Raw genomic sequence first — 20564 nt, 5'->3', positions numbered from 1 at the left:
TATATTGATTACTCAGTTTTGCTGGTGGTTATAGAGAAGAGGAAATACCCAGTCCCATTTCGAACCTGGAAGTCAAGCTCTTCATCGCTGATAATACTGCAGGGTCCCCTTGTCGGAAACGTAGGTCACTGCCAGCTCTTGAGTATTTATTCAAATTAGCTTAGCTTTTTACACTTTTTTAGTAGTGTTTTAAGCTAAGCTTTTTTTTTGAGCGGTTTATGCTTATTTTGCCTTTCTTATTCTTGCTTTCTCTTTATTTAATTTCTATGTTCTAAATATTTCTTTATTCTTTTCTTTTATCATAATTTATATTATTTCTAATGATTTTTAGTTTATTTATACTCTTGACAAATATATTTTATGCTACTAGTATATATGATTTACTAATTTAAAATTTCAGTAAGTAAAATATTAAAAAATCTAAAGGAAAATTATTATGGAAATAAAAAACTATCAAATGTATATAAATGGTGAATTTGTTGAATCTAATGAAACAATATCAGTTATTAATCCTTCAGATAAGAAGATTATATCTTATATTCCAAAAGGAACAATAGAAGATGTTAATGCTGCTGTTAATGCAGCTGAAGTGGTACAAGATTCTTGGGGTAAATTACCTGCTATTGAACGAGCTGAATATTTACATAAGATTGCTCAGAAGATTCGTGATAATGTTGATATGTTAGCTTATACAATTACTCAAGAACAAGGAAAAGTATTAGGTCTAGCCAAAGTTGAAGTAAATTTTACTGCTGATTATATGGATTATATGGCAGAATGGGCTAGACGTTATGAAGGTGAAATTATTCAAAGTGATCGTCCTAATGAAAACATATTTTTATTTAAACTTCCAATAGGTGTTGCTGCTGGAATTTTACCTTGGAATTTCCCATTTTTTTTAATTGCTAGAAAATTGGCACCTGCTTTTGTAACTGGAAATACTATTGTTATAAAACCAAGTTCTGAAACTCCAAATAATGCTTTTGAATTTGCAAAACTTGTTGATGAAGTGGGACTTCCAAAGGGTGTATTTAATTTAGTTTCTGGAGAAGGTTCTGTTGTAGGTAATTCTTTGGCTTCTAATGAAAAGGTTGGAATTATAAGTTTTACAGGAAGTGTTCCAGCTGGTGTAAAAATTATGGAAGCTGCTGCTAAAAATGTTACAAAAGTTTCATTAGAATTGGGTGGTAAAGCACCTGCTATTGTAATGGGTGATGCTGATATTGATTTAGCTGTTGAAGCAATTAAAAATTCACGTGTTATTAATAATGGTCAAGTTTGTAATTGTGCTGAAAGAGTTTATGTTCATTCTAGCATCGCAGATGAGTTTATTGAAAAAATTACTAATGCTATGAAAGTAATTACTTGTGGAAATCCATTAGAAGAAGTTGATATGGGTCCTCTTATTAATGAAGCTGCTATTCATAATGTACAAAGATTAGTAGACAGTGCTGTAGAAGCAGGAGCAAGAATAACAACAGGTGGTAAAAGAGTAAACAGAGAAGATGGTTTTTATTATGAGCCAAGTATTTTAGTTGATGTAAAACAAGATATGGCAATTATTCAAGAAGAAATATTTGGACCTGTTCTTCCTATTATGACTTTTGATACACTTGATGAAGCAATTGCTCTTGCTAATGATTGTGAATTTGGACTTACTTCATCTATTTATACACAAAATATTGATATAGCAATGAGAGCTTGTAAAGAAATCAAATTTGGTGAAACATATATAAATAGAGAAAACTTTGAAGCAATGCAAGGTTTCCATGCTGGATGGAGAAAATCTGGTATTGGTGGAGCTGATGGAAAACATGGTTTAGAAGAGTTCTTACAAACTAAAGTTGTTTATTTACAATATAATATGAATAAGCAATAATCTTTTTTGTATAGGTGAAAATTTCTCACCTATACAAATAGTAAATACTTAAATAGAATTTATTAATTCTTGAATTTTATCTTCATTACTTATCCAAGAAGTTACTATTCTAATAATTGAATGCTTTTCATCATATTTCTTCCATATATAAAAAGAGAATTTTTTTTCTAATTGTTCAATCAAAATATTTGGTAAAATTAAAAAAATCTGATTTGTTTGTGTAGTATCTAATAATTTATATCCTTTTTTTACAAACTCATTGGAAATTATTAAAGCTAAGTTATTTGCTCTTTTTGCTAATTTAAAATATAAATCATCTCTAAAAAGCTCTAAGAATTGAATACCAATAGTTCGTCCTTTTGCTAATAAGGCTCCTTTTTGTTTTATATTTATGTTAAAGTCTTCTGCAAGAGTAGAATTATTAATAATAATTGCTTCTCCAAATAAAGCACCATTTTTTGTAGCACCTAATGTAAATATGTCACTAAGCTTTGATAAATCATTTAATGTTAAATCATTATATGTTGAAGTAAGTGCTGCAGCTAATCTTGCCCCATCTATGAAAAGATATAAATTTTTTCTTTTACAAAAGTTAGATATCTCTTGAAGTTCTTTTTTTGTATAGATAGTACCAATTTCGCTTGCATTTGAAATATAAACTAATTTTGGTTTAACCATATGTGGAATAATATTATGATTATCTAAAGCAACTTGAATTTTATTGATATCTAGTTTTCCATTTAATGATGGAACAGATATTATTTTATGTCCTGTAGCTTCTATTGCACCTGCTTCTCTTCCTAAAATATGTCCAATATCAATTGATATGATAGCTTCATGTGAGCGTAAAATTGATGAGATAATAATTAGATTTGCTTGTGTTCCTCCTGTTACAAAGAAAATCTCTGATTCTTTATTTGATAATTTATTTTTAATTAACTGTTTTGCTTTATTACTATATTCATCAAAGCCATAAGCGTTTTGTTGAATAAGATTTGTTTCTATTAACTTATTTAAAATATTGGGATGACAGCCTTCACTATAATCATCTAAAAAATTGTATTTTTGCATTTTAATTCCATTTTAATTCCATTTTACTTATTTAATTATGAGATTTTAGCATAAAGATATTATATTATGTAAAATAATGTAATTGAATAAAATTAATTAGAATAAAAAAGAATAAAAGGTATTAAATGAAAGTAGTATTAAGTATTGCAGGTAGTGATTGTAGTGGAGGGGCTGGAATACAAGCTGATTTAAAAACATTTGAGGCTTTTGGTGTTTTTGGATGTACTGTATTAACAGTTTTAACAGCACAAAATACAACAGGTGTAAAGAGTATAAGTACAGTTGAACCTTCATTTGTAAAAGAACAGTTAGAAATGGTTTTTGCTGATTTTGAAGTGAGTGCTATTAAAATAGGAATGCTTTTTTCAAAAGAAATAATTAATACAGTTAGAGAATTTATAAAAGATTTAGATATTCCTATTGTATTAGATCCTGTATTTATTTCTAAGGCTGGATCTATGTTATTAAGTGATGATGCTATTTTAAATATGAAGTTGCTTTTTGATTACGTAACAATACTAACTCCTAATCAGTTTGAAGCAAAAGCATTATTTGATTATGAGGATAATAATATTGAAGTTATTGAAGAAATTAGAAAACTTAAGTGTGCTACTATTGTAAAAAATCATTATGAAAATGATAAAAGTATTGATACTTTATATTTTGATGGAAAAATTAGAAAATATGAAACACCTTATATAAAATCAGAAAATACGCATGGTACAGGTTGTAGTTTTTCTAGTGCAATTGCTGCAAACTTAGCACTTGGAAAAAACTTAGATGAATCAATAGATATATCAAATAAGTTTATTTATCAAGCAATAAAAAATGCACCCAATCTTGGAAAAGGAAAAGGTCCAATCGCTCATAAAAAGGGTTTTGAGTGCCTAAACATAGAATAAGATTTCAAATCTTATTCTTGAATAGTCCAAATAAATTTTTTAGTATCAAAGCCAAGTTTTGATGCTTTTAATATAAGGTCTTCTTTTATCTTAGCATCGATTTTCTTATCTCTACTTAGAATCCATAAATACTCTCTTGAAGGACTTCCTACTAAAGCTACTTTATAATTTTTATCTACATCAATAATCCAATAATCTCCATAAAAAGGTCTAAAAAAACTCACTTTTAATTTTGAATTTGTATTGTCAATTGCATATGCAATCGCTGTAGCTTCTTTTTTCTCATTGTTTTGAATATTTGTACATTTGTTGACTACTCCAATTTTCCCATCATTTTTAAGAGTATAAGTTGCAGTAACATTTTTACACTCCTTTTCAAAAAAATGTTCAAATCTTGCTATTTCATACCATGTACCCTTATAAGCATCTATATCTACACTTTTACTTGTTGGTAGGTGGTTATATTTCGTACTACATCCAAGAAAAAAAAGTAATGGTGCTAATAATAAGATAATTTTTAGAATGTTCTTTCTCATTTATTTCCCTTTTCTAATAATTTTTTTGTAATTCTATGTCTATATTCAAACATTGCTTTTAGTTCTTTTTGAATAAAAAAATCAAATAGTTCTCCAAATTTTCCAAAAGGTAATTTATATTTAACTACATCTTTAAGCTCACAATGTGAGCCTTTTTTTGTGAAAATATGAGAATGTTCCCAAAATCTGAAAGGTGATTTTAATGCTAAATCTACAAGTAGATTTGGACTTTCTAATTTTTCTATTTTTACTTCCCAATTAGTTGGGATAAAATTTTTAATAGTTTGTATTTTAATTACTCCACCAAGATGTGGAGTAAAGTCTTTATTTAATAGTTTTAGTTTTACATTTAAAGGAGTTATTGCTTCTAAATTCTTCATATTTATATGAAAATCAAAAAGCTCTTGAATATCACAATTTATTAAGATTACTTTTTCAAATGTTTTCATAATCATTTCTTTTTTATTAAATTGTTGAGTGCTTCAGTTATATTTTCATACTTGAATTCAAAACCTTGATCTAATAGTCTTTTGGGTTTAGCACACTGTCCGTGTGTTAAAACTTCTCCTCCTTGACTAAATATTAGATTGAATACAAATTCTGGAACAGGAATGATTGTTGGACGATTAAGTGCTTTCCCTAATGTTTTTGTAAAGTCACAATTATTTGTAGGTGTTGGTGCTGTTAGATTATAAATTCCTCTACAATGTTTATTTTCATATACATATTCATAAGCATTTATTAAATCATCTATATGAATAAAAGAAAAGTATTGTTTACCATCACCAATAATCCCTCCAAGCCCAAGTTTAAAAGGCAGAAGCATTTTTGCTAAAGCTCCCCCTTCTCCAAGGACAATCCCAAATCTAAAAATAGCAGTTCGTACGCCTAGTTTTTCTGCTTTAAGAGCTATGTTTTCCCATGATTTACAAAGATTTGCTAAAAAGTTATTTTCATACTCAAAAGATTCTTCATCATAACATGCTTTGTTCTTATATATTCCAACAGCAGAAGTAGAAATAAAAACTTCTGGTTTATTTTCTGCTTGACTTATTGCTTCAATTAATGCATTTGTAGTATCTAAACGACTACTTTCTAAAAGTTTTTTATATTTGGGTGTCCATCTATGTATTATATTTGCACCTGCTAAATTTATAAGTATATTTGCTTCTTCAATTATAGATATTAGTTTTTCACTATTGTTTAATTCATCTCTTTTTATTCCATAAACTTTAAATCCTTTAGATTCAAATACCCTTCTTAAATTTGTACCAACAAATCCAGTTGAACCTGTTATTGCTATTGTTTTCATTCTTATCTCCTTAAAACTCAATATACGTTATTTGTTAAATTATAATATAAGTATAGTTTTCTAATAGTGATTTTATGTTAGTTCAAATATTTATAATTTAAGTTTTATTATAAATTTTGCCCCAGTATATTCAATATTATCATAAGTATAAGTTTCATTTTGAACATCTATTTGTGTATCTAAAAGCTTTGTTAAAATATCTTTACTCATATATAAACCTATTCCTGTACCTTCAGAATTTTTTTTTGTTGTAAAATATGGATCAAAGATTTTGTCTATAATATCTTTGTTTATACCTTTTGCATTATCTTTAATTTCAAGGATTAAAGAATTTTCTTTTTTATATGTTTTTATAAAAATCAATCTTCTTTGTTTATATTTAATTAGTTCATCTCTTGCATTATTTAAGATATTTATTAACACTTGTATAATTTCATTTTCTAAAGAGATAATTTCAACATCTTCAATATCTTTTATAATTTCAATATTTTGAGTTTTATATTTTGGAAGCAAAAGGTTTAATGTCTTATTTATTGGTGTAGATATCATAAATTCTGAATAATTATTAGAATTTGGATTAAAGAAATTTCTAAAATCATCTATTGTTTGAGCTAAATATTGTGCTGAAGTATTTATTATTTCTAAAGATGAAATTAATTCTTTATCAGATAAACAATTCATCTCTTTTAAAAGTTTAGAGCCTGTTGCAGAAGTTGTAATTGTAGATAAAGGCTGTTTCCACTGATGTGCAATGTTAGCAATCATCTCACCCATTATTGCCATTTTACTTTGTTGGTGTAATAATATTTCTTTTCTTTTATTGTCTTCTTTTAGAGCTTCTTTTTCACTTACATCAACAATAAAAGCAATAATATTTTGGACCTCTCCATTTTTATCAAAAATTGGAATTTTAGAAGTTTCTACTTTTATTCCTTTATTTGCTGTCTGATAATTTTCTATAATAGATAGTTTTTCTTTTTTGGTTCTAATAATTTCTAAATCATCTTTGTAATATTTTTTATAATCATTTGGATAAAGATCTTTTGTAGGTATATTTCTTAATTCTTCAACACTAGAATTAAGAGAATTAGCTAATGTTTTATTTACTCTGATTATATTATCTTTTGTATCTTTAAATACCATCATCATAGGTAAGTGGTCTAAAATAAGATTTAATTCTTCCATAATACTTTCAAATTTTAAGTTTTCTTGTTCTAAAAGCTTTTCTTTATATTCATAAAACATTTTTTCAATATGCCCTGAAAGATATATAAATAGTACTAGAAATACTAAAGTTATAATTAATGAAGTTATCAAAATAATATATAATTGTGAATCATATTTTTTTTCTAACTCTTTTTGTTTTTTATTAATTAATAAATTTAAGTTATCATAATCAAAACCAGTAGCAATTATCCAATTTAAAGAAGGTACTTTTTTTAGATATGAAACTTTTATATATTTACGTTCTTTTTTAATAAACTCATATTCAATAAAAGTAGCTTCTTCTTTAGATTCTTTAAAATCTTGGAACTTTTTTGTAAAGTTATTATCTTTTTCTATATCTCTAATATTTGTTAGAATAGTTCTAGTTAATAAAAAATCTTCTTCATTATTTATAATAAATATATAACCATCATCTTGATATTTTATAACTTTTAAAAGGTTAAGGATTTCTTTTTTAATTTGTTTATTATATTCGTCTACAAATCTTCCTGTTGTAATAATTAGATTATACGGTTCAAACTTTTTTATAATACCAATCTTTTCAAATTCTTTTGATTTATCACTTGGTTTTGTTGAATACCAAGACATAAAACCTTGACCTTGTGTTTTAGCAATATTTATAATTTCTTTTATTGTAAACTTTCCTAGTGCATCTTTTTTATTTATAATTAATTTACCTTCAAATTCTTTATGATTAGGTTGGAGAATATTTACACCTTCCATTGTATGTATAGAAAAATATTCTTGTCCATTATTAAATCTTAATGCTTCAAGAGAGTTTTTAATATGTAATATTATTTCTTCTTTTGATAATACATCTTTATTTTTATAATATATATTTGTAGCAATTTTATTTGCAACATTAATTTCATGCACTAAATCATTTTTGAGTGTTACTTGTGCATTCTTTATTTTAGTATCTACTAATTTAGTAATAGAATCAATATTTATTTTTATTCTATTTTTGTTAGATTTAATGAAATTATTTTTTATTTCTATCTTTTCTTTTTTAAAATTATTACGATAGTCTGATGAGATATAACTTGTAATAAAAATTGAGCTTAAGAGTATTACAATTGCAGGAAAAAATTTAATAATTGTAAGAATTAACTTTTCTTTCTTTACTGAGTTCATGTGATACCTTACTTTTATTATAACTATATATTATACAATGTTTTGTATGTAAATAATACTTTATTTATAATAATCTTCAAAAAGCTCTCTGCTCAATGTATTCTCTAAACTCTTTTGCACCATCTTTTGAGCTAGTTACAATATCATCAATATCAATAAATGAGATTTCCAATTTTGATTGTTCAATACTTTTCATAGATCTTATTTTATCTACATTTACAATTATAGAACGATGAATTCTAAAAAAGTTTTTTTCTTTTAGGAGTTCTTGCATATCTTGCATTTTTCTTCGTACATATGCATCTGTTTGCTTAGTTCTTATTATTACTTCATCTAAATCTGCTTTTATATAATAAATATCTTCAATATTAATCATATATATTTTTGCACCTCTTTTTGCTAAGATATTTTTTGCTGATTGTATATTTGAACAATTTGAGTTATTAATAAATTTCTGTATTTTTTCTAAAGATTTTTTAACAGATTCATTAGATATTGGTTTTAATAAATAATCTAATCCACCTGTTTGATAAGCTTCAAAAGCATATTTATCAAAAGCTGTTTGGAAAACAATAAAAATATTTGAATTCATTTCTAAAATAGTATTTGCAAGTTCAAGTCCACTCATTGTTGGCATTGAAATATCTAAAAAAGCTATATCAAATTTTGTTTTTGTAGATTCTTTTATTGCATCTATTGGATTGTTACATGCAGTTATATTTGAAATACCTTCTTCATTTAGAATTCTTTTTAATCTAGAAAGAGCAAGTTTTTCATCATCAACAATAAGTACTTTCATTTTAACACCTTTGTTTATTTCTTTAATCTAATAATAAAAATCATTTTATCATTTTGAATTTTTTTATCTAAATATCCAATTTTTAGAAGCTTTAATCTTGTAGCTAGGTTACTTAAACCTGTTCCAAATTTAATATTTTTTGTGATTAAACCATTATTAGAAACTTCAATAACATTATTTTTTACAGTGATTTCTATATCTAATTCTTTTTGTAAATAACCATGTTTTATTGCATTTTCAACTAATAATTGTATAGAAAACTTTGGAACCATTATATTTAAATCATCATTATTTATGTCTAATTTTATTTTAATATTATCATCAAATCTAATATTCTCTATTTTTAAGTATGTTTCTACCATTTTAATTTCAGATTCTAAACTAATTAATGTATCTTTAGTAATTGCATTTCTTAAAAAAGCTGATAAATCCAATGTAGCTTTTTCTGCTTTTTTTTGGTCTAAATAGATTAATTCAGATATTGAATTTAAAGCATTAAATAAAAAATGAGGATTTAGCTCATTTTCTAAAGCTTTTATTTTTGATTCTAAAACTTCACTTTTTATTGATTCGTTTCTATATTTCATTGAAATAAATTGATGAAGAATAAGTCCAATAAGAAAGGTGAAAAAACCTATAACAATACTAATATAAAACCAAAAAGGTTTTATGAAATCAATGATTGTAAAATCAAAAAAAGAAAATATAAAATAACTTGTCATAAACCCTAAAAAGCCAGAAAGAAAAGAGAAAATAAAACTAACCAAATACCAATATTTTTCATGAAGCCTTGGAAGTATAAAATCATTTGAGATAGAAATAAAGAAAAAAGCACTAAAGCATATGAATATTGCACTTGATATTCCAAAAATTATAGTTGAAAACTCTTTTAAATTAATGTTGATTAAATATAAAAATAATGAAATAAAAAAACCAAAGAAAATACCAATTATAATAATATATAACCAGTCGAATTTTGATATATGAAGTTTAACGCTAGTCATTTAATTCCTTATTTAAAATTTCAACACCCAAGGCAATTCCTGGCCATCCTTGACCTGCAAAGATTGTATCACCAATACTATGAAGTCCTTTAAAAGGAGTATTACAAGAGGGTGTTTGTAAGATATTTTTTAATGTAATTGCCTTACCTCCACAATTATATCTATTTATATATCTTTTAAAGGTTTTAGAAGTTGCACTTTCACAGTTTTTTATATCTTCTTTTTTTATTGATTTAAAATTCTCTAATAGATGAGTTATTATAAAATCTTGTGTAATTGTTTTTTGTTTTTCATAGCTTTGCTTTGGAAGATTCTTCCAATATAAAGCTTTTGTATGTGTTGATATTGTAATACTATAAGAATCACTTGACATTTTTTCATCATCACTACTTGAAATAGAAACAAAAAAAGAGTTTGAAATACTATTTGGAATGTTTTTATCAAGAATTATTTGATAATGATGTAAAAAGTTTTCATTTATATTTTCTTTTTTTATTGATAAATATATAACAAAAGCACTTTGGTCTGAAAAAGAAAAACTATTATAATATTTTTTGATTTTTTCATCATCAAATAAACTTGCACTATCATAAGTTGAACTATTTAAAATCACTTTTTTTGATTTGTATTCATTTTTATTTGAGATGATTCTATAAAAATCTTTCTCTTTTTTGATATTTAATATTTCTTCTTTTATATGAACATCTATATCTTTTAGTAAACCATCAAATAAAGAACCCATTCCACCATTTACATAAAAAACATCATGAAATGGATAAGATAATCCAAGTGCCAAAGATATTAATGAGACATTTTGAGATGTTGTTTGAAGAGTGATTAGAAGTTGAGAGTTTATAAAACTTTTATATTCTTTGGAAATATTTGGCAAAGTTTCATCTATAAAAGAATCAGCATTTTTAAATATATCAAAGCCAAAAATAGTAAATAGTTGCATATTTGAACTTATAGTTTTTATATATGAATCTAAAGAGTGTTTCGCAAAATATAGATTTTTAAATTCCCAAAATTTTGTATCTAAATCTTTGATTTTTCTCCAAAATATTTTGTTGTTTTTATGTGGATAAACTTCATTTAGATTTTCTAAAAATATATCAAAATCTTTTACTCTATCAAGTGTTTTACCATTTTGAATAACTCTAATAGCTATTTCACTTTTTTTAATATCAGGAGTATAATTTGCATAGTCAAATATTTTTTTAATAGGATGATTTTCTTCATATCCTACAAAAGTTGTAGCTCCTGCATTATAGTAGTTTCCTCTTCTTTTAAATGTACTTGCACAGCCTCCAAGATTTTTATCTCTTTCAAAAAGTATTAAATCTTTTTCTTTATTAAGTGCTGATATTAAAGCTCCTCCAATTCCTGAGCCGACTATTGCAATATCTTTAATTTCTGATGTTTTCATTTTTTGCTCTTTTGAATTTTTCAATTGCTTGTTTTCTAGAAAGTGAAATATCAACCATACTTTTTGGATATTCACAAAACAAATTAGAACTTGTACCATTTTCAATATGAAAAAGTTTAGGCTCAACATCTTTTAATTGTGGTATTACACTTTTAATAAAAATACCATCTTTATCGAACTTTTTTGATTGAATATATGGATTAAATACTCTAAAATAAGGGCTTGCATCAGCACCTGTACTAGCACCCCATTGCCAACCTCCAATGTTTGAACTAGCTTCATAATCTAATAGTTTTAGAGCAAAATATTTTTCACCTTTTTTCCAATTGATAAAAAGATTTTTTGTTAAAAAAGATGCTACTACCATTCTTAGACGATTATGCATTGTTCCTGTATTATTTAGATGAATCATTGCTGCATCAATTATTGGAACACCAGTTTTCCCTTCGCACCATTTGTTAAAATCTTCTTCATTCTCATTCCATTGAACTTGGATATTATTAAAATTTGAATGTTCTGAATATGGATAGTGAACTAAAATATAGTTATAAAACTCACGCCAAAAAAGCTCTCTTATAAAAAACTCACTATTTTCATCATCAAAAGCTTTAAAATAGTTAAAAACCAGTTTAGGTGAAATCAAACCAAATCGTAAGTGTACTGAAATATTTGATGGTGCATTTTTATAAAAGAAATCTCTATTTACTTTATAATCATTTATTTTTTCTTTAAATTCATCTAATAAAGAAAAAGCATCTAGTTTTAAAAATGATGGTAAGTTTTGTTTTTCAAATCCTATTTGTTTTAAAGTAGGAATAAAATCATAATCAAAAACAGACTTTATAAGTTCTTTATTTCTTGCTAAGGGTTCAATACTACTAGAACTTGTGATAATATTTAATGATTTATAAAAAGGAGTGAAAACCTTATAAGGTGTAGCATCTTTTTTTAGGTGGTCATTTGGATTTAGAATAAATGAATCAAGAAATCTTCTTAAAGGAAGTATCTTTTCAATTTCATCATCTCTTTTTTTAGCATATGAATCAAAATCAACTGAACATAAAACTTCATCAAAACCCTTTGCTTTTAAGCTCTTAAATACATTTATAGGTTCATCATAAAATATTGCTAAATCTAAACCAATACTTTGAAGTTTTTCTTTTAGTTTTAAAACAGATTGATAAATAAAACTTACTCTAATATCATTTTTTGGAAGTGATTGTAAAATATTTTTATCAAAGATGAAAATAGGCAATACTTTATTTTTTGCATTTGAAAGTATTGCATTATCTTCTATTCTTAAATCTCTTCTAAACCAAAGTACTTGACTCATTTATATGCCAATATAGAAGATCTAAGTGCTAGTTCTTTTGGATATGGATTTAAAAACTTTTGTGTTTTTAAATATGTTATATCAAATCTTTTCGTATAAAGATTTAAAAGTTTTATTACTGCAATTAAAGGTATTATTTCATTTTTGTAATCTTCAAAAGACTCTAATAATTCATCTTTTTCTTCTTTTGTAATTAGCTTTTTAAAGTAACCATATATATGTAAAACAACATTATATGTATTTGAGATGGTACCTTTTTGATAAATGGCATTTAAAAATGAATGTTTATACTCTTCTAATATTATATTTGTATCTTTTTTCTCATGATTTGCTACGATATTTCCAAGCTCTTTATATGCTTCGTGTGATTTTGCATAAATTAAATACTTGTATGAAGTGTGAAAAGTAATTAGGTCATTAAGGCTAGGTTTTGTATTTAAAAACTCAAAGATATGTTTATATGCAAATATTTGCATAAGAAAATTTTCTCTAAGCCATGCATCGTGTAATCTTCCTTCTTCTTCACTTGGTAAAAGAGGATATTTATCTTTTACTTCTTTTGCAAATATACCAACTCCTGTATTTTCACTTTGTCCACTTTTATTTTCTGGATAAATTTTTACTCGCTCCATTCCACAAGTTGGAGACTTTGATTTAAAGATAAAACCACAAAGTTCACTTTCTTGAATTTCATCTGCAAGTTTCTTTGAAATATCATTTACTTTTTGCGTAACATCAAGGTTTGTAGTAGAAGTTTTAACTTTGATAATACCATCTTTTCTAGTTTGTCTTATGGCTTCTCTCGGAGTTGCAAAAATCATTTTTTCAGGACAATATGGAATAAAATCAAAATATTTTCCAAGTTCATTTATAATAAACCCATCTTTAGAGTGACCACCATCATATCTACACTGTGTACCCAAAAGGCAAGAAGAGATACCTATTTTCATAATTTATCCTTATTTTTTAATACTTTATTATAATAAGTTCTTTTGTTTTTTGGTATATATAAAATGTTAATTGATTTATATTTTGATAGCTTTAGATGGGAATTTCAATTTTAAAACATGGACCACTAAATTGTTCTTTGTTATATGTGAATTCTTCATTTGTAACGCTAAGTAATCCCTTCATATGTTTAGTTATAATTTCAGTACTCATATAAAGACCAATTCCTGTACCTTGAGATTGATGTTTTGTGGTGAAATATGGCTCAAATATTCTATTGATAATTTTTGGAGGGATTTTACCACCATTATTTTTTATTTCCACAATTACACTTTTTTTATTGGTATATGAATTGATAAAAATATATTTATTAGCTAATTGGGTTTCTTCTAAAGCGTCTTTTGCATTATTAATGATATTGATAATAACTTGAATAAATTCATTTCTTAATCCAAAAATTTCAATATCTTCAATATCCTTAATAATTATAATATTTCTATTTTTTAGTTTAGAACTAATAAGTTTTATTGCAGAACTTAAACTATCCTCTAAAGTAAATTCTTTAAATTCTTTGTCATTTCTAAGAAAGTGTCTAAAGTCATCAATTGTTGCAGATAAATATTGTGCTGATTCATTAATTAAATCAAGACTTTGTATCTCATCTTCTTCTGATATAGAATTAAATTTTTTCTGAACTTTAATTCCTGTTGCAGCTGTAGAGATTACAGATAAAGGTTGTCTCCATTGATGAGCAATATTTTCTATCATTTCACCCATTGATGCCATTTTAGATTGTTGATAAATTACAGATTCTTTCTCTTTTAATAAAATTTCTTTTTCTTTTTCTTTTGTCACATCACTAAATATACCAATATAATTGACTACTTCTTTATCTTTCCCAAGTATTGCATTTATCGTAAGCCATTCTGTATAAAAAGTTTTGTCCTTTCTATAGTTTATTATTTCACCTTCCCAATAATTATTTTCTTTAAGACTTGTCCATAAATTGTCATAAAATTCTTTATCATGAAGATTTGATTTTAATATTCTTGTATTTTCACCTAATATTTCTTTTTTTGAATAACCTGTAATAAATTCAAAAGCATTATTTACATCAAGAATATTTGTATCTTTATCTGTAATCATAATACCATCACGTGTATTATTAAAAACAGTATATGATTGTAGAAGTTTTTTTTCTTTTTCTTTTCTTTGTGTTATATCTTGACCAATAGCAATATATTTATAATTTTTTGTATTTTTATTGATTGTATATATAGTGATTTCTAAGATAGCATCTTTCTTAGATGAATCTAGGGCATCAATTTCCTGTTTTATATTAACACTTGTATTTCCTTGTGTTAATAACTCTTTTAGATATTCTTGTTCTTCATATCTCCAACAACCAATATCCCAAAATGGATAACCTATTGTTTCTTTTGCTGTATTTTTTGTGAATTCTAATCCAGAATTATTAATATCTAAAATCTTTCCATCTTTATCAATAACTGCTGCCATAAAATGAGAATCATGAAATAAACGTTTGAATTTTTCTTGATCCTCAAGTTGTTGTCTATGTAAACTTATTTCTTTTTCTTTTTCTTTTTTATAAATAAGTATTAAAATTAACACTACAAGCATACACATGACTACTATACTTATTGATATAATAAAAAATTTATAACTCTTTTCATTCCAAGAAGAAAGACTTTCTTTATAATTTAAATGAAGGCTGATAATAAAAGGATAATCTTTTGTTAAGTTATATGTACTAATAAGTTTTTTACCATTTATTTTTTCTATTCCTGTTGCCTCATCAAATTCAAAAGCATCTTTTAGTAGAGTACTTTTTTGTTTTATTTGTCCTATTTTATTATTCTGATAATTAGATAATAAAGTTTGATTATCTGTCCTTGATAATATTATCTTAAATTTATTATTTGCACTACGTTCTTTAAATCTATTTAGAATAAAATCAGTATTTAGGTTTATTATTACAGTAAATTCTCTTTTATTTATGTATGTATTTTTTAAAATAGGTATAAAAGATAAATTATAATCAGGAATATCCTTTTTTGATAATAATGTGGAACCTGAAATAAAATCTCTTCCTATCCAAGGAGTTGATACTCTTAGGATATTATTGGAAAATAATGGCTTTGGGAAAAAGTCATTATCACTTATTTCCAAGCCTATATTTAGCTTGTTTGAACTGTATATAATTTTGTTTTTGTCTAAAATATTTACAGACCTAATAATAGGAAATCTATCTAGACTATTAAAAAGCTTGTTATTTATTATATTTTCAGGTTCTTTTAAATTTATAAGTGAGCGGATGTTCTCTATAAATAATTCTACATTTTGCATATTTTGGTTTAAGTTCTCTGCTAAAAACTTACCATTTAATTTAGATATGGTTAATTGATTATTAATTGTTTCTTTTTTTAAAATTTCTGATGAAGATACTATCCCTACTATTATTACAGCAAGAATAATTAAAGATCCAAATATTATTAGATTTATATCTTTTGTAAGGATATTTCTCATATGACTAATCTTTTTTAACCATTGGTTCTAAGCCATTTCTTCTTGCAAAGTCTTCTAATCTACCATCATTTTTTATATCTTTAATAAATTTTTCGACAGCATTATAAAATTTATTATTCCCATAAGCCATAGTCCAAGCGTAAGGTGTCAAATGAAAAGTTTCTTTTGGAATTATTAATTTAGCCCAAGAAGTTTTATTAATCATTTTAACACTATATGGATAATCAGCTATAAATACATCTGCTCGTCCTGCTTGAACTTCATCTTCTCTATCTTTGAAACCTTTTATTATTACGAGTTTTGCATTTTTTATCATTTTTATCATAATAGGTTCGTGATAAGTTCCTTTTGCAACAGCAATAATTACACCTTTTTTATCTATATCATCCCAAGAGTTGATTTTTTTATTTGTTTTAGTTGTAATAGCATATATATCACTTTGAAGATGTGCTGAAGTAAACCGCATTTGTTCTCTTCTTTTTTTTGTATTTCCAATTGCAAACATTGCAATATCGCATTTATCACTTTTTATATCATTTATTAAAGTAGGAAATGAACTTTGTACATATCTAAGGTTTACATTTAAGTCTTTTGCTAATTCAACAGCTAAATCACTATCAATACCTGTTAGTTTTTGAGTTCTTCTGTCTACATAAGATATTCCATAATATTGTGGCCATATACAAACTCTTAATTCATTATTTTTTATGATTTCATCTAGTTTTGTATTATCTGCATATAAAGATAATGAAGATAAAAATGCTATTAAAGCAGGAAATATAAATGTTTTCAAAATATCCTCCAATTCATTATTTAGCATAAAAATATAGCATAATATTTATTTGATATAACTATATTGATATTTTTTATTAAATGAAAATTTTTGGCAACCATCTTTTTAAAAAATCATCACGAGAATATTTTATAGCTCCTAAATCAAACTTATATTGCATATATGCTTGACCTAAATTCCAAAATGAAAATTTTTCTTTTTGAAGTTGTAAGGCAAGTAAAACTAACTGTAGTTTTCCATAATTGTTATATTTCTTTTCTTTCGAGCTAAAACCTGTTAAAGATGTATAAGTATCATAAATTTTATAGCCAATTTCTCCAGCTATTAATTGATTGTTTTGTTTATCTATTAGTTCATAAGAGATGATTTTAAAATCATTATTATCATAAGTTTTATATAGTTCAATCATAAGCATTTTATATTCATCTACTAACCAGTTATTAGTATGATAATTTTCTAGGTTTTCAAGAACTTCTTCAAACCTTGTATTTGATGTGAATATATAATTATCTTGTTTTAGTAATTTCTTTACTTTTTTAGAAATATGAAGATTCTCAAAATCTAAAAGAGCATAGTCAAATTGCATTTCAGGTAATAAATAAAGTTTATCTTCGTAAATAGTTGTAGTTGATATAAAGCCACAACGTGCAAGATAGATATAAAACTCTTTTGAAAAATCATCAGAAAAATAATAGTTTGTGTCTTTATTTGAATAAATATCATTAAAAAGAATATCTGTATCTTTTATATTTTCTAAGGTTAAATAGTAAATTGTATTATCTGTACTCATAAAAGGATTTTATCATAGATTACGTTTCGTTTAATTATAATAAACAATAATCTTAAGGCTTTTTATTGAATACACTAATTACAAATAATCAAAGATCAAACTTTTATAATCATTTAGAGGAACTTCTTAACTCTTGTAATAGTTTTGTATTTAACGTAGCATTTATAAACTTCTCAGGTTTACAACTACTTTTGGATAGTTTTAAAAGTTTAGATGAAAAAGGTATAAAAGGTAAAATATTAACTTCTACATATTTAAATTTTACAGAAGTAAAAGCCTTGGAAAAGATAAAAGAGTTTAAAAATATTGAGCTAAAAATATATGATAGTTCCCAAACAAATATAGGATTTCATAGTAAAGCTTATATCTTTGAATTTGATGAAAAGTATGAAGTATTACTTGGATCTTCAAATATAACAGCAAGTGCTTTTAAAACAAATATAGAATGGAATATAAAAACATTATGTAAAAAAGATGATTTGTTTTTAAATGAAATAATAAATGAGTTTAGTATCTTATGGGAAAACTCAATAGATGTAAATAAAGAATTTTTAATAGGGTATGATGAGTTTAAAAAAAGTTTAGAATCAAAAGGATTTACAAAAACTTTTAGATTAAAAACAGAAAAACTAAAATCAAACTATATGCAAATACAAGCACTCAAACGACTTAAAAACTTAAGAGAAAAAGGTGAAAATAAAGCCTTGGTAATTGCCGCAACTGGTTCAGGAAAAACATATCTTAGTGTTTTTGATGTAAAACAAATGAGACCAAATAAATTACTCTTTTTAGTTCATAGAGAAAATATATTAATAAAAGCAAAACAAAGTTTTGAAAGTATAATTGATGATAAATTTTTATGTGGTTTATATACAGGAAACAAAAAAGAGTTAGATAAAAACTATCTATTTTCAACAATCCAAACAATGAGTTTAAACTATAAGAACTTTTCTAAAGATGAGTTTGATTATATTATAGTAGATGAAGTACATCATATTGTATCAAACACGTATATGAAAGTCGTAAATCATTTTACTCCTAAGTTTCTTTTAGGACTTACTGCAACTTCAAATAGAATGGATGGAAATAGTATATATAAAGTATTTGATGAAAATATAGCTTGTGATATTACACTTGATGATGCATTAGAAAATAATTTGGTTACTCCTTTTCATTATTATGGAATTACAGATATTAATACTTTAGATTACAATAGTGTTGATATCTCAAAAATAGATGAATTAACAAGAATTTTAAAAGTAAATAAAAGAGTTGAATATATAATAGAAAAAATGAAGTTTTATTCTCATAGTGGAAGTAAAAGAAAAGTTTTAGCTTTTTGTGTATCAAAAGAGCATTGTATTTATATGAGTGAAGAGTTTAATAAAAGAGGAATAAACTCAACTTTCCTTGTAAGTAATAATACAATTGCCCAAAGAGAAGAAGCAATAAAAAATCTAGAAGATGATGCGAATTGCTTAGAAGTAATATTTACAGTTGATATTTTTAATGAAGGAATAGATATACCATCAATAAATACAGTTTTGATGCTTCGACCTACTTACTCACCAATTATCTTTATTCAACAGTTAGGTCGAGGATTACGTAAATATAAGAATAAAGATTTTTTAACAGTTTTAGATTTTATTGGTAACCACCAAAAGGCATATTTAATAGCTCTTGCACTTGTAGGAAATAAAGCAATTGATAAAGAAAGTATTAAAATATCTGTAGAAAACAACTTTGCTAATATGCAAAATGTATTTATCAAAATGGATGAAATATCCAAACAAAGAATATTAGAACAAATAGATGCAAAAAACTTTAATCATTTAAAATATTTAAAAGAGCAATATTATAGATTTAAAGATATTTTAAATAATAGAAAACCTAAGTTAGTTGATTACTTACATTATGAACAGACAATCTCTCCTCTAAGCTTTATAAGTGATTCTAAATCATATATTGAGTTTATATCTAAAGTTGAGGATGATAAGCAGATAAAAGAAATTTGTAATGATGAGGTATTTATAAAAGCTATTAGGTTTATTGATTATTTACTCCCAATAAAAAGAGCTTATGAGTTTGTGATTTTAAAGTATTTAATTAATAATGAAAGTATAGATGAAAAAATAGCTTTTAAAATCCTAAATAAATATTTAGACAAAATAAATACAGACACTATTATTCATAGTTTCAATTTTCTAAACCAAAACTACTTTGATAAGGGACAAGTTTTAAGATATATAAAATTAGTAAATTATGAAGATTCAAAACTAGTAAAAACAAAAGAGTTTAAAGCACTTTTATTAAATAAAAAATATAAAGAAATATTTATAGATAGTTTGGATTATGGAATTATGCACTATGAAAAAGAGTTTGGAGTAAAAGATTATGGCTTACCATTTTTAAAACTATATACAAAATACAATATGCTAAATATCGCACAACTTTGTAACTTTAATAAAATACATTCATCTTTTAGAGGAAGTGGATTTTTAAAATATCAAGATGATTTCTTTTTATTTATAAATCTAGAAAAAGAAAAATTCTCAAAATCTTCTACTTATGATAATGCCTTTTTATCAAAAGACACATTTACTTATCAAAGCAAACCAAGCACTTCTCAAACAAGTGTTGATGGAAATAAATTAATCAATAATAAAAAACTAAATGTAAAACTACATATATTTGTACGAAAATTTGCACAAGTAGATAAAAAAACTCAAGGATTTATTTATCTAGGATTAGCAAATACTATTGAGTACAAAGGAAATAAACCAATCTCAACTATTCTCAAACTAGAAATTCCTCTAGGTGATAAACTCTTTGAAGAGTTTACGAAAATAGTTCTTTAGAGTTT

At 24.9% G+C, this 20564-nt stretch carries 16 protein-coding genes and 1 rRNA gene; 4 read left to right on the top strand and 13 right to left on the bottom strand.

All coding sequences use genetic code 11. The annotated features are described in order from the left end of the window. Positions 1–20: 20 nt before the first annotated feature. Positions 21–137 (top strand): 5S ribosomal RNA (gene rrf / locus D9T19_RS12740). A 305-nt stretch (positions 138–442) separates the two neighbouring features. Then, the gene (aldA, locus tag D9T19_RS12735) at positions 443–1879 is read left to right on the top strand and encodes an aldehyde dehydrogenase (RefSeq protein WP_121628627.1); all 1437 of its coding nucleotides are present in this window, start codon (positions 443–445) and stop codon (positions 1877–1879) included. 48 nt (positions 1880–1927) lie between these two features. On the opposite strand, the gene D9T19_RS12730 is transcribed toward aldA, so the two are convergent. Next, a complete protein-coding gene (locus D9T19_RS12730; RefSeq protein WP_121628625.1) occupies positions 1928–2950 on the bottom strand; it encodes a threonine aldolase family protein in 1023 nt (340 codons plus the stop codon). 125 nt (positions 2951–3075) lie between these two features. On the opposite strand from D9T19_RS12730, the gene thiD reads away from it, so the two are divergent. Further along, positions 3076–3852 carry a bifunctional hydroxymethylpyrimidine kinase/phosphomethylpyrimidine kinase gene (gene thiD / locus D9T19_RS12725; protein WP_121628624.1) on the top strand — a complete coding sequence of 259 codons (777 nt, stop codon included), beginning with the start codon at positions 3076–3078 and terminating at the stop codon, positions 3850–3852. Between the two features lie 11 nt (positions 3853–3863). On the opposite strand, the gene D9T19_RS12720 is transcribed toward thiD, so the two are convergent. From D9T19_RS12720 to D9T19_RS12665, 12 genes are all read right to left on the bottom strand, one after another. Further along, a complete protein-coding gene (locus D9T19_RS12720; RefSeq protein WP_121628623.1) occupies positions 3864–4388 on the bottom strand; it encodes a lipocalin family protein in 525 nt (174 codons plus the stop codon). Further along, on the bottom strand, positions 4385–4837 hold the full coding sequence (locus tag D9T19_RS12715; RefSeq protein ID WP_121628622.1) for an SRPBCC family protein: 453 nt from the start codon (positions 4835–4837) through the stop codon (positions 4385–4387). Before D9T19_RS12715 ends, D9T19_RS12720 begins: the two co-directional genes overlap by 4 nt. A gap of 2 nt (positions 4838–4839) precedes the next feature. Beyond that, positions 4840–5700 carry a TIGR01777 family oxidoreductase gene (locus D9T19_RS12710; protein WP_121628621.1) on the bottom strand — a complete coding sequence of 287 codons (861 nt, stop codon included), beginning with the start codon at positions 5698–5700 and terminating at the stop codon, positions 4840–4842. A gap of 90 nt (positions 5701–5790) precedes the next feature. After that, a complete protein-coding gene (locus D9T19_RS12705) occupies positions 5791–8061 on the bottom strand; it encodes a cache domain-containing protein (RefSeq protein ID WP_121628620.1) in 2271 nt (756 codons plus the stop codon). Between the two features lie 76 nt (positions 8062–8137). Then, on the bottom strand, positions 8138–8860 hold the full coding sequence (locus D9T19_RS12700) for a LytR/AlgR family response regulator transcription factor (RefSeq protein ID WP_121628619.1): 723 nt from the start codon (positions 8858–8860) through the stop codon (positions 8138–8140). A 14-nt stretch (positions 8861–8874) separates the two neighbouring features. Continuing rightward, on the bottom strand, positions 8875–9864 hold the full coding sequence (locus D9T19_RS12695) for a sensor histidine kinase (RefSeq protein WP_121628618.1): 990 nt from the start codon (positions 9862–9864) through the stop codon (positions 8875–8877). Next, positions 9857–11290, bottom strand: a complete 1434-nt coding sequence (locus tag D9T19_RS12690) for a phytoene desaturase family protein (RefSeq protein ID WP_121628617.1) — start codon at positions 11288–11290, stop codon at positions 9857–9859. Before D9T19_RS12690 ends, D9T19_RS12695 begins: the two co-directional genes overlap by 8 nt. Beyond that, positions 11271–12623: a cryptochrome/photolyase family protein gene (locus tag D9T19_RS12685; RefSeq protein ID WP_121628616.1), complete on the bottom strand. Its 1353-nt coding sequence runs from the start codon at positions 12621–12623 to the stop codon at positions 11271–11273. Before D9T19_RS12685 ends, D9T19_RS12690 begins: the two co-directional genes overlap by 20 nt. Continuing rightward, on the bottom strand, positions 12620–13573 hold the full coding sequence (locus D9T19_RS12680; RefSeq protein ID WP_121628615.1) for a YbgA family protein: 954 nt from the start codon (positions 13571–13573) through the stop codon (positions 12620–12622). Before D9T19_RS12680 ends, D9T19_RS12685 begins: the two co-directional genes overlap by 4 nt. Positions 13574–13664: 91 nt before the next feature. After that, entirely contained in the window at positions 13665–16118 is a 2454-nt protein-coding gene (locus D9T19_RS12675) for a PAS domain S-box protein (protein ID WP_121628614.1), read from the bottom strand. Positions 16119–16122: 4 nt separating this feature from the next. After that, positions 16123–16911 carry a substrate-binding periplasmic protein gene (locus tag D9T19_RS12670; RefSeq protein WP_228198008.1) on the bottom strand — a complete coding sequence of 263 codons (789 nt, stop codon included), beginning with the start codon at positions 16909–16911 and terminating at the stop codon, positions 16123–16125. 76 nt (positions 16912–16987) lie between these two features. After that, positions 16988–17701, bottom strand: coding sequence for a GNAT family protein (locus tag D9T19_RS12665; RefSeq protein ID WP_121628612.1), 714 nt, complete (start codon positions 17699–17701; stop codon positions 16988–16990). 65 nt (positions 17702–17766) lie between these two features. Here D9T19_RS12665 and D9T19_RS12660 point away from each other — a divergent pair, with 65 nt between their 5' ends. After that, positions 17767–20559 (top strand): DUF3427 domain-containing protein, encoded by a 2793-nt coding sequence (locus tag D9T19_RS12660; RefSeq protein WP_121628611.1) that lies wholly within the window; start codon positions 17767–17769, stop codon positions 20557–20559. Positions 20560–20564: the final 5 nt, after the last annotated feature.

This window comes from Poseidonibacter antarcticus (assembly GCF_003667345.1).
Lineage (GTDB): Bacteria > Campylobacterota > Campylobacteria > Campylobacterales > Arcobacteraceae > Poseidonibacter > Poseidonibacter antarcticus.
The sequence above is the reverse complement of the archived record's forward strand: the minus strand, read 5'-3'. Positions and strand labels throughout refer to the sequence as shown.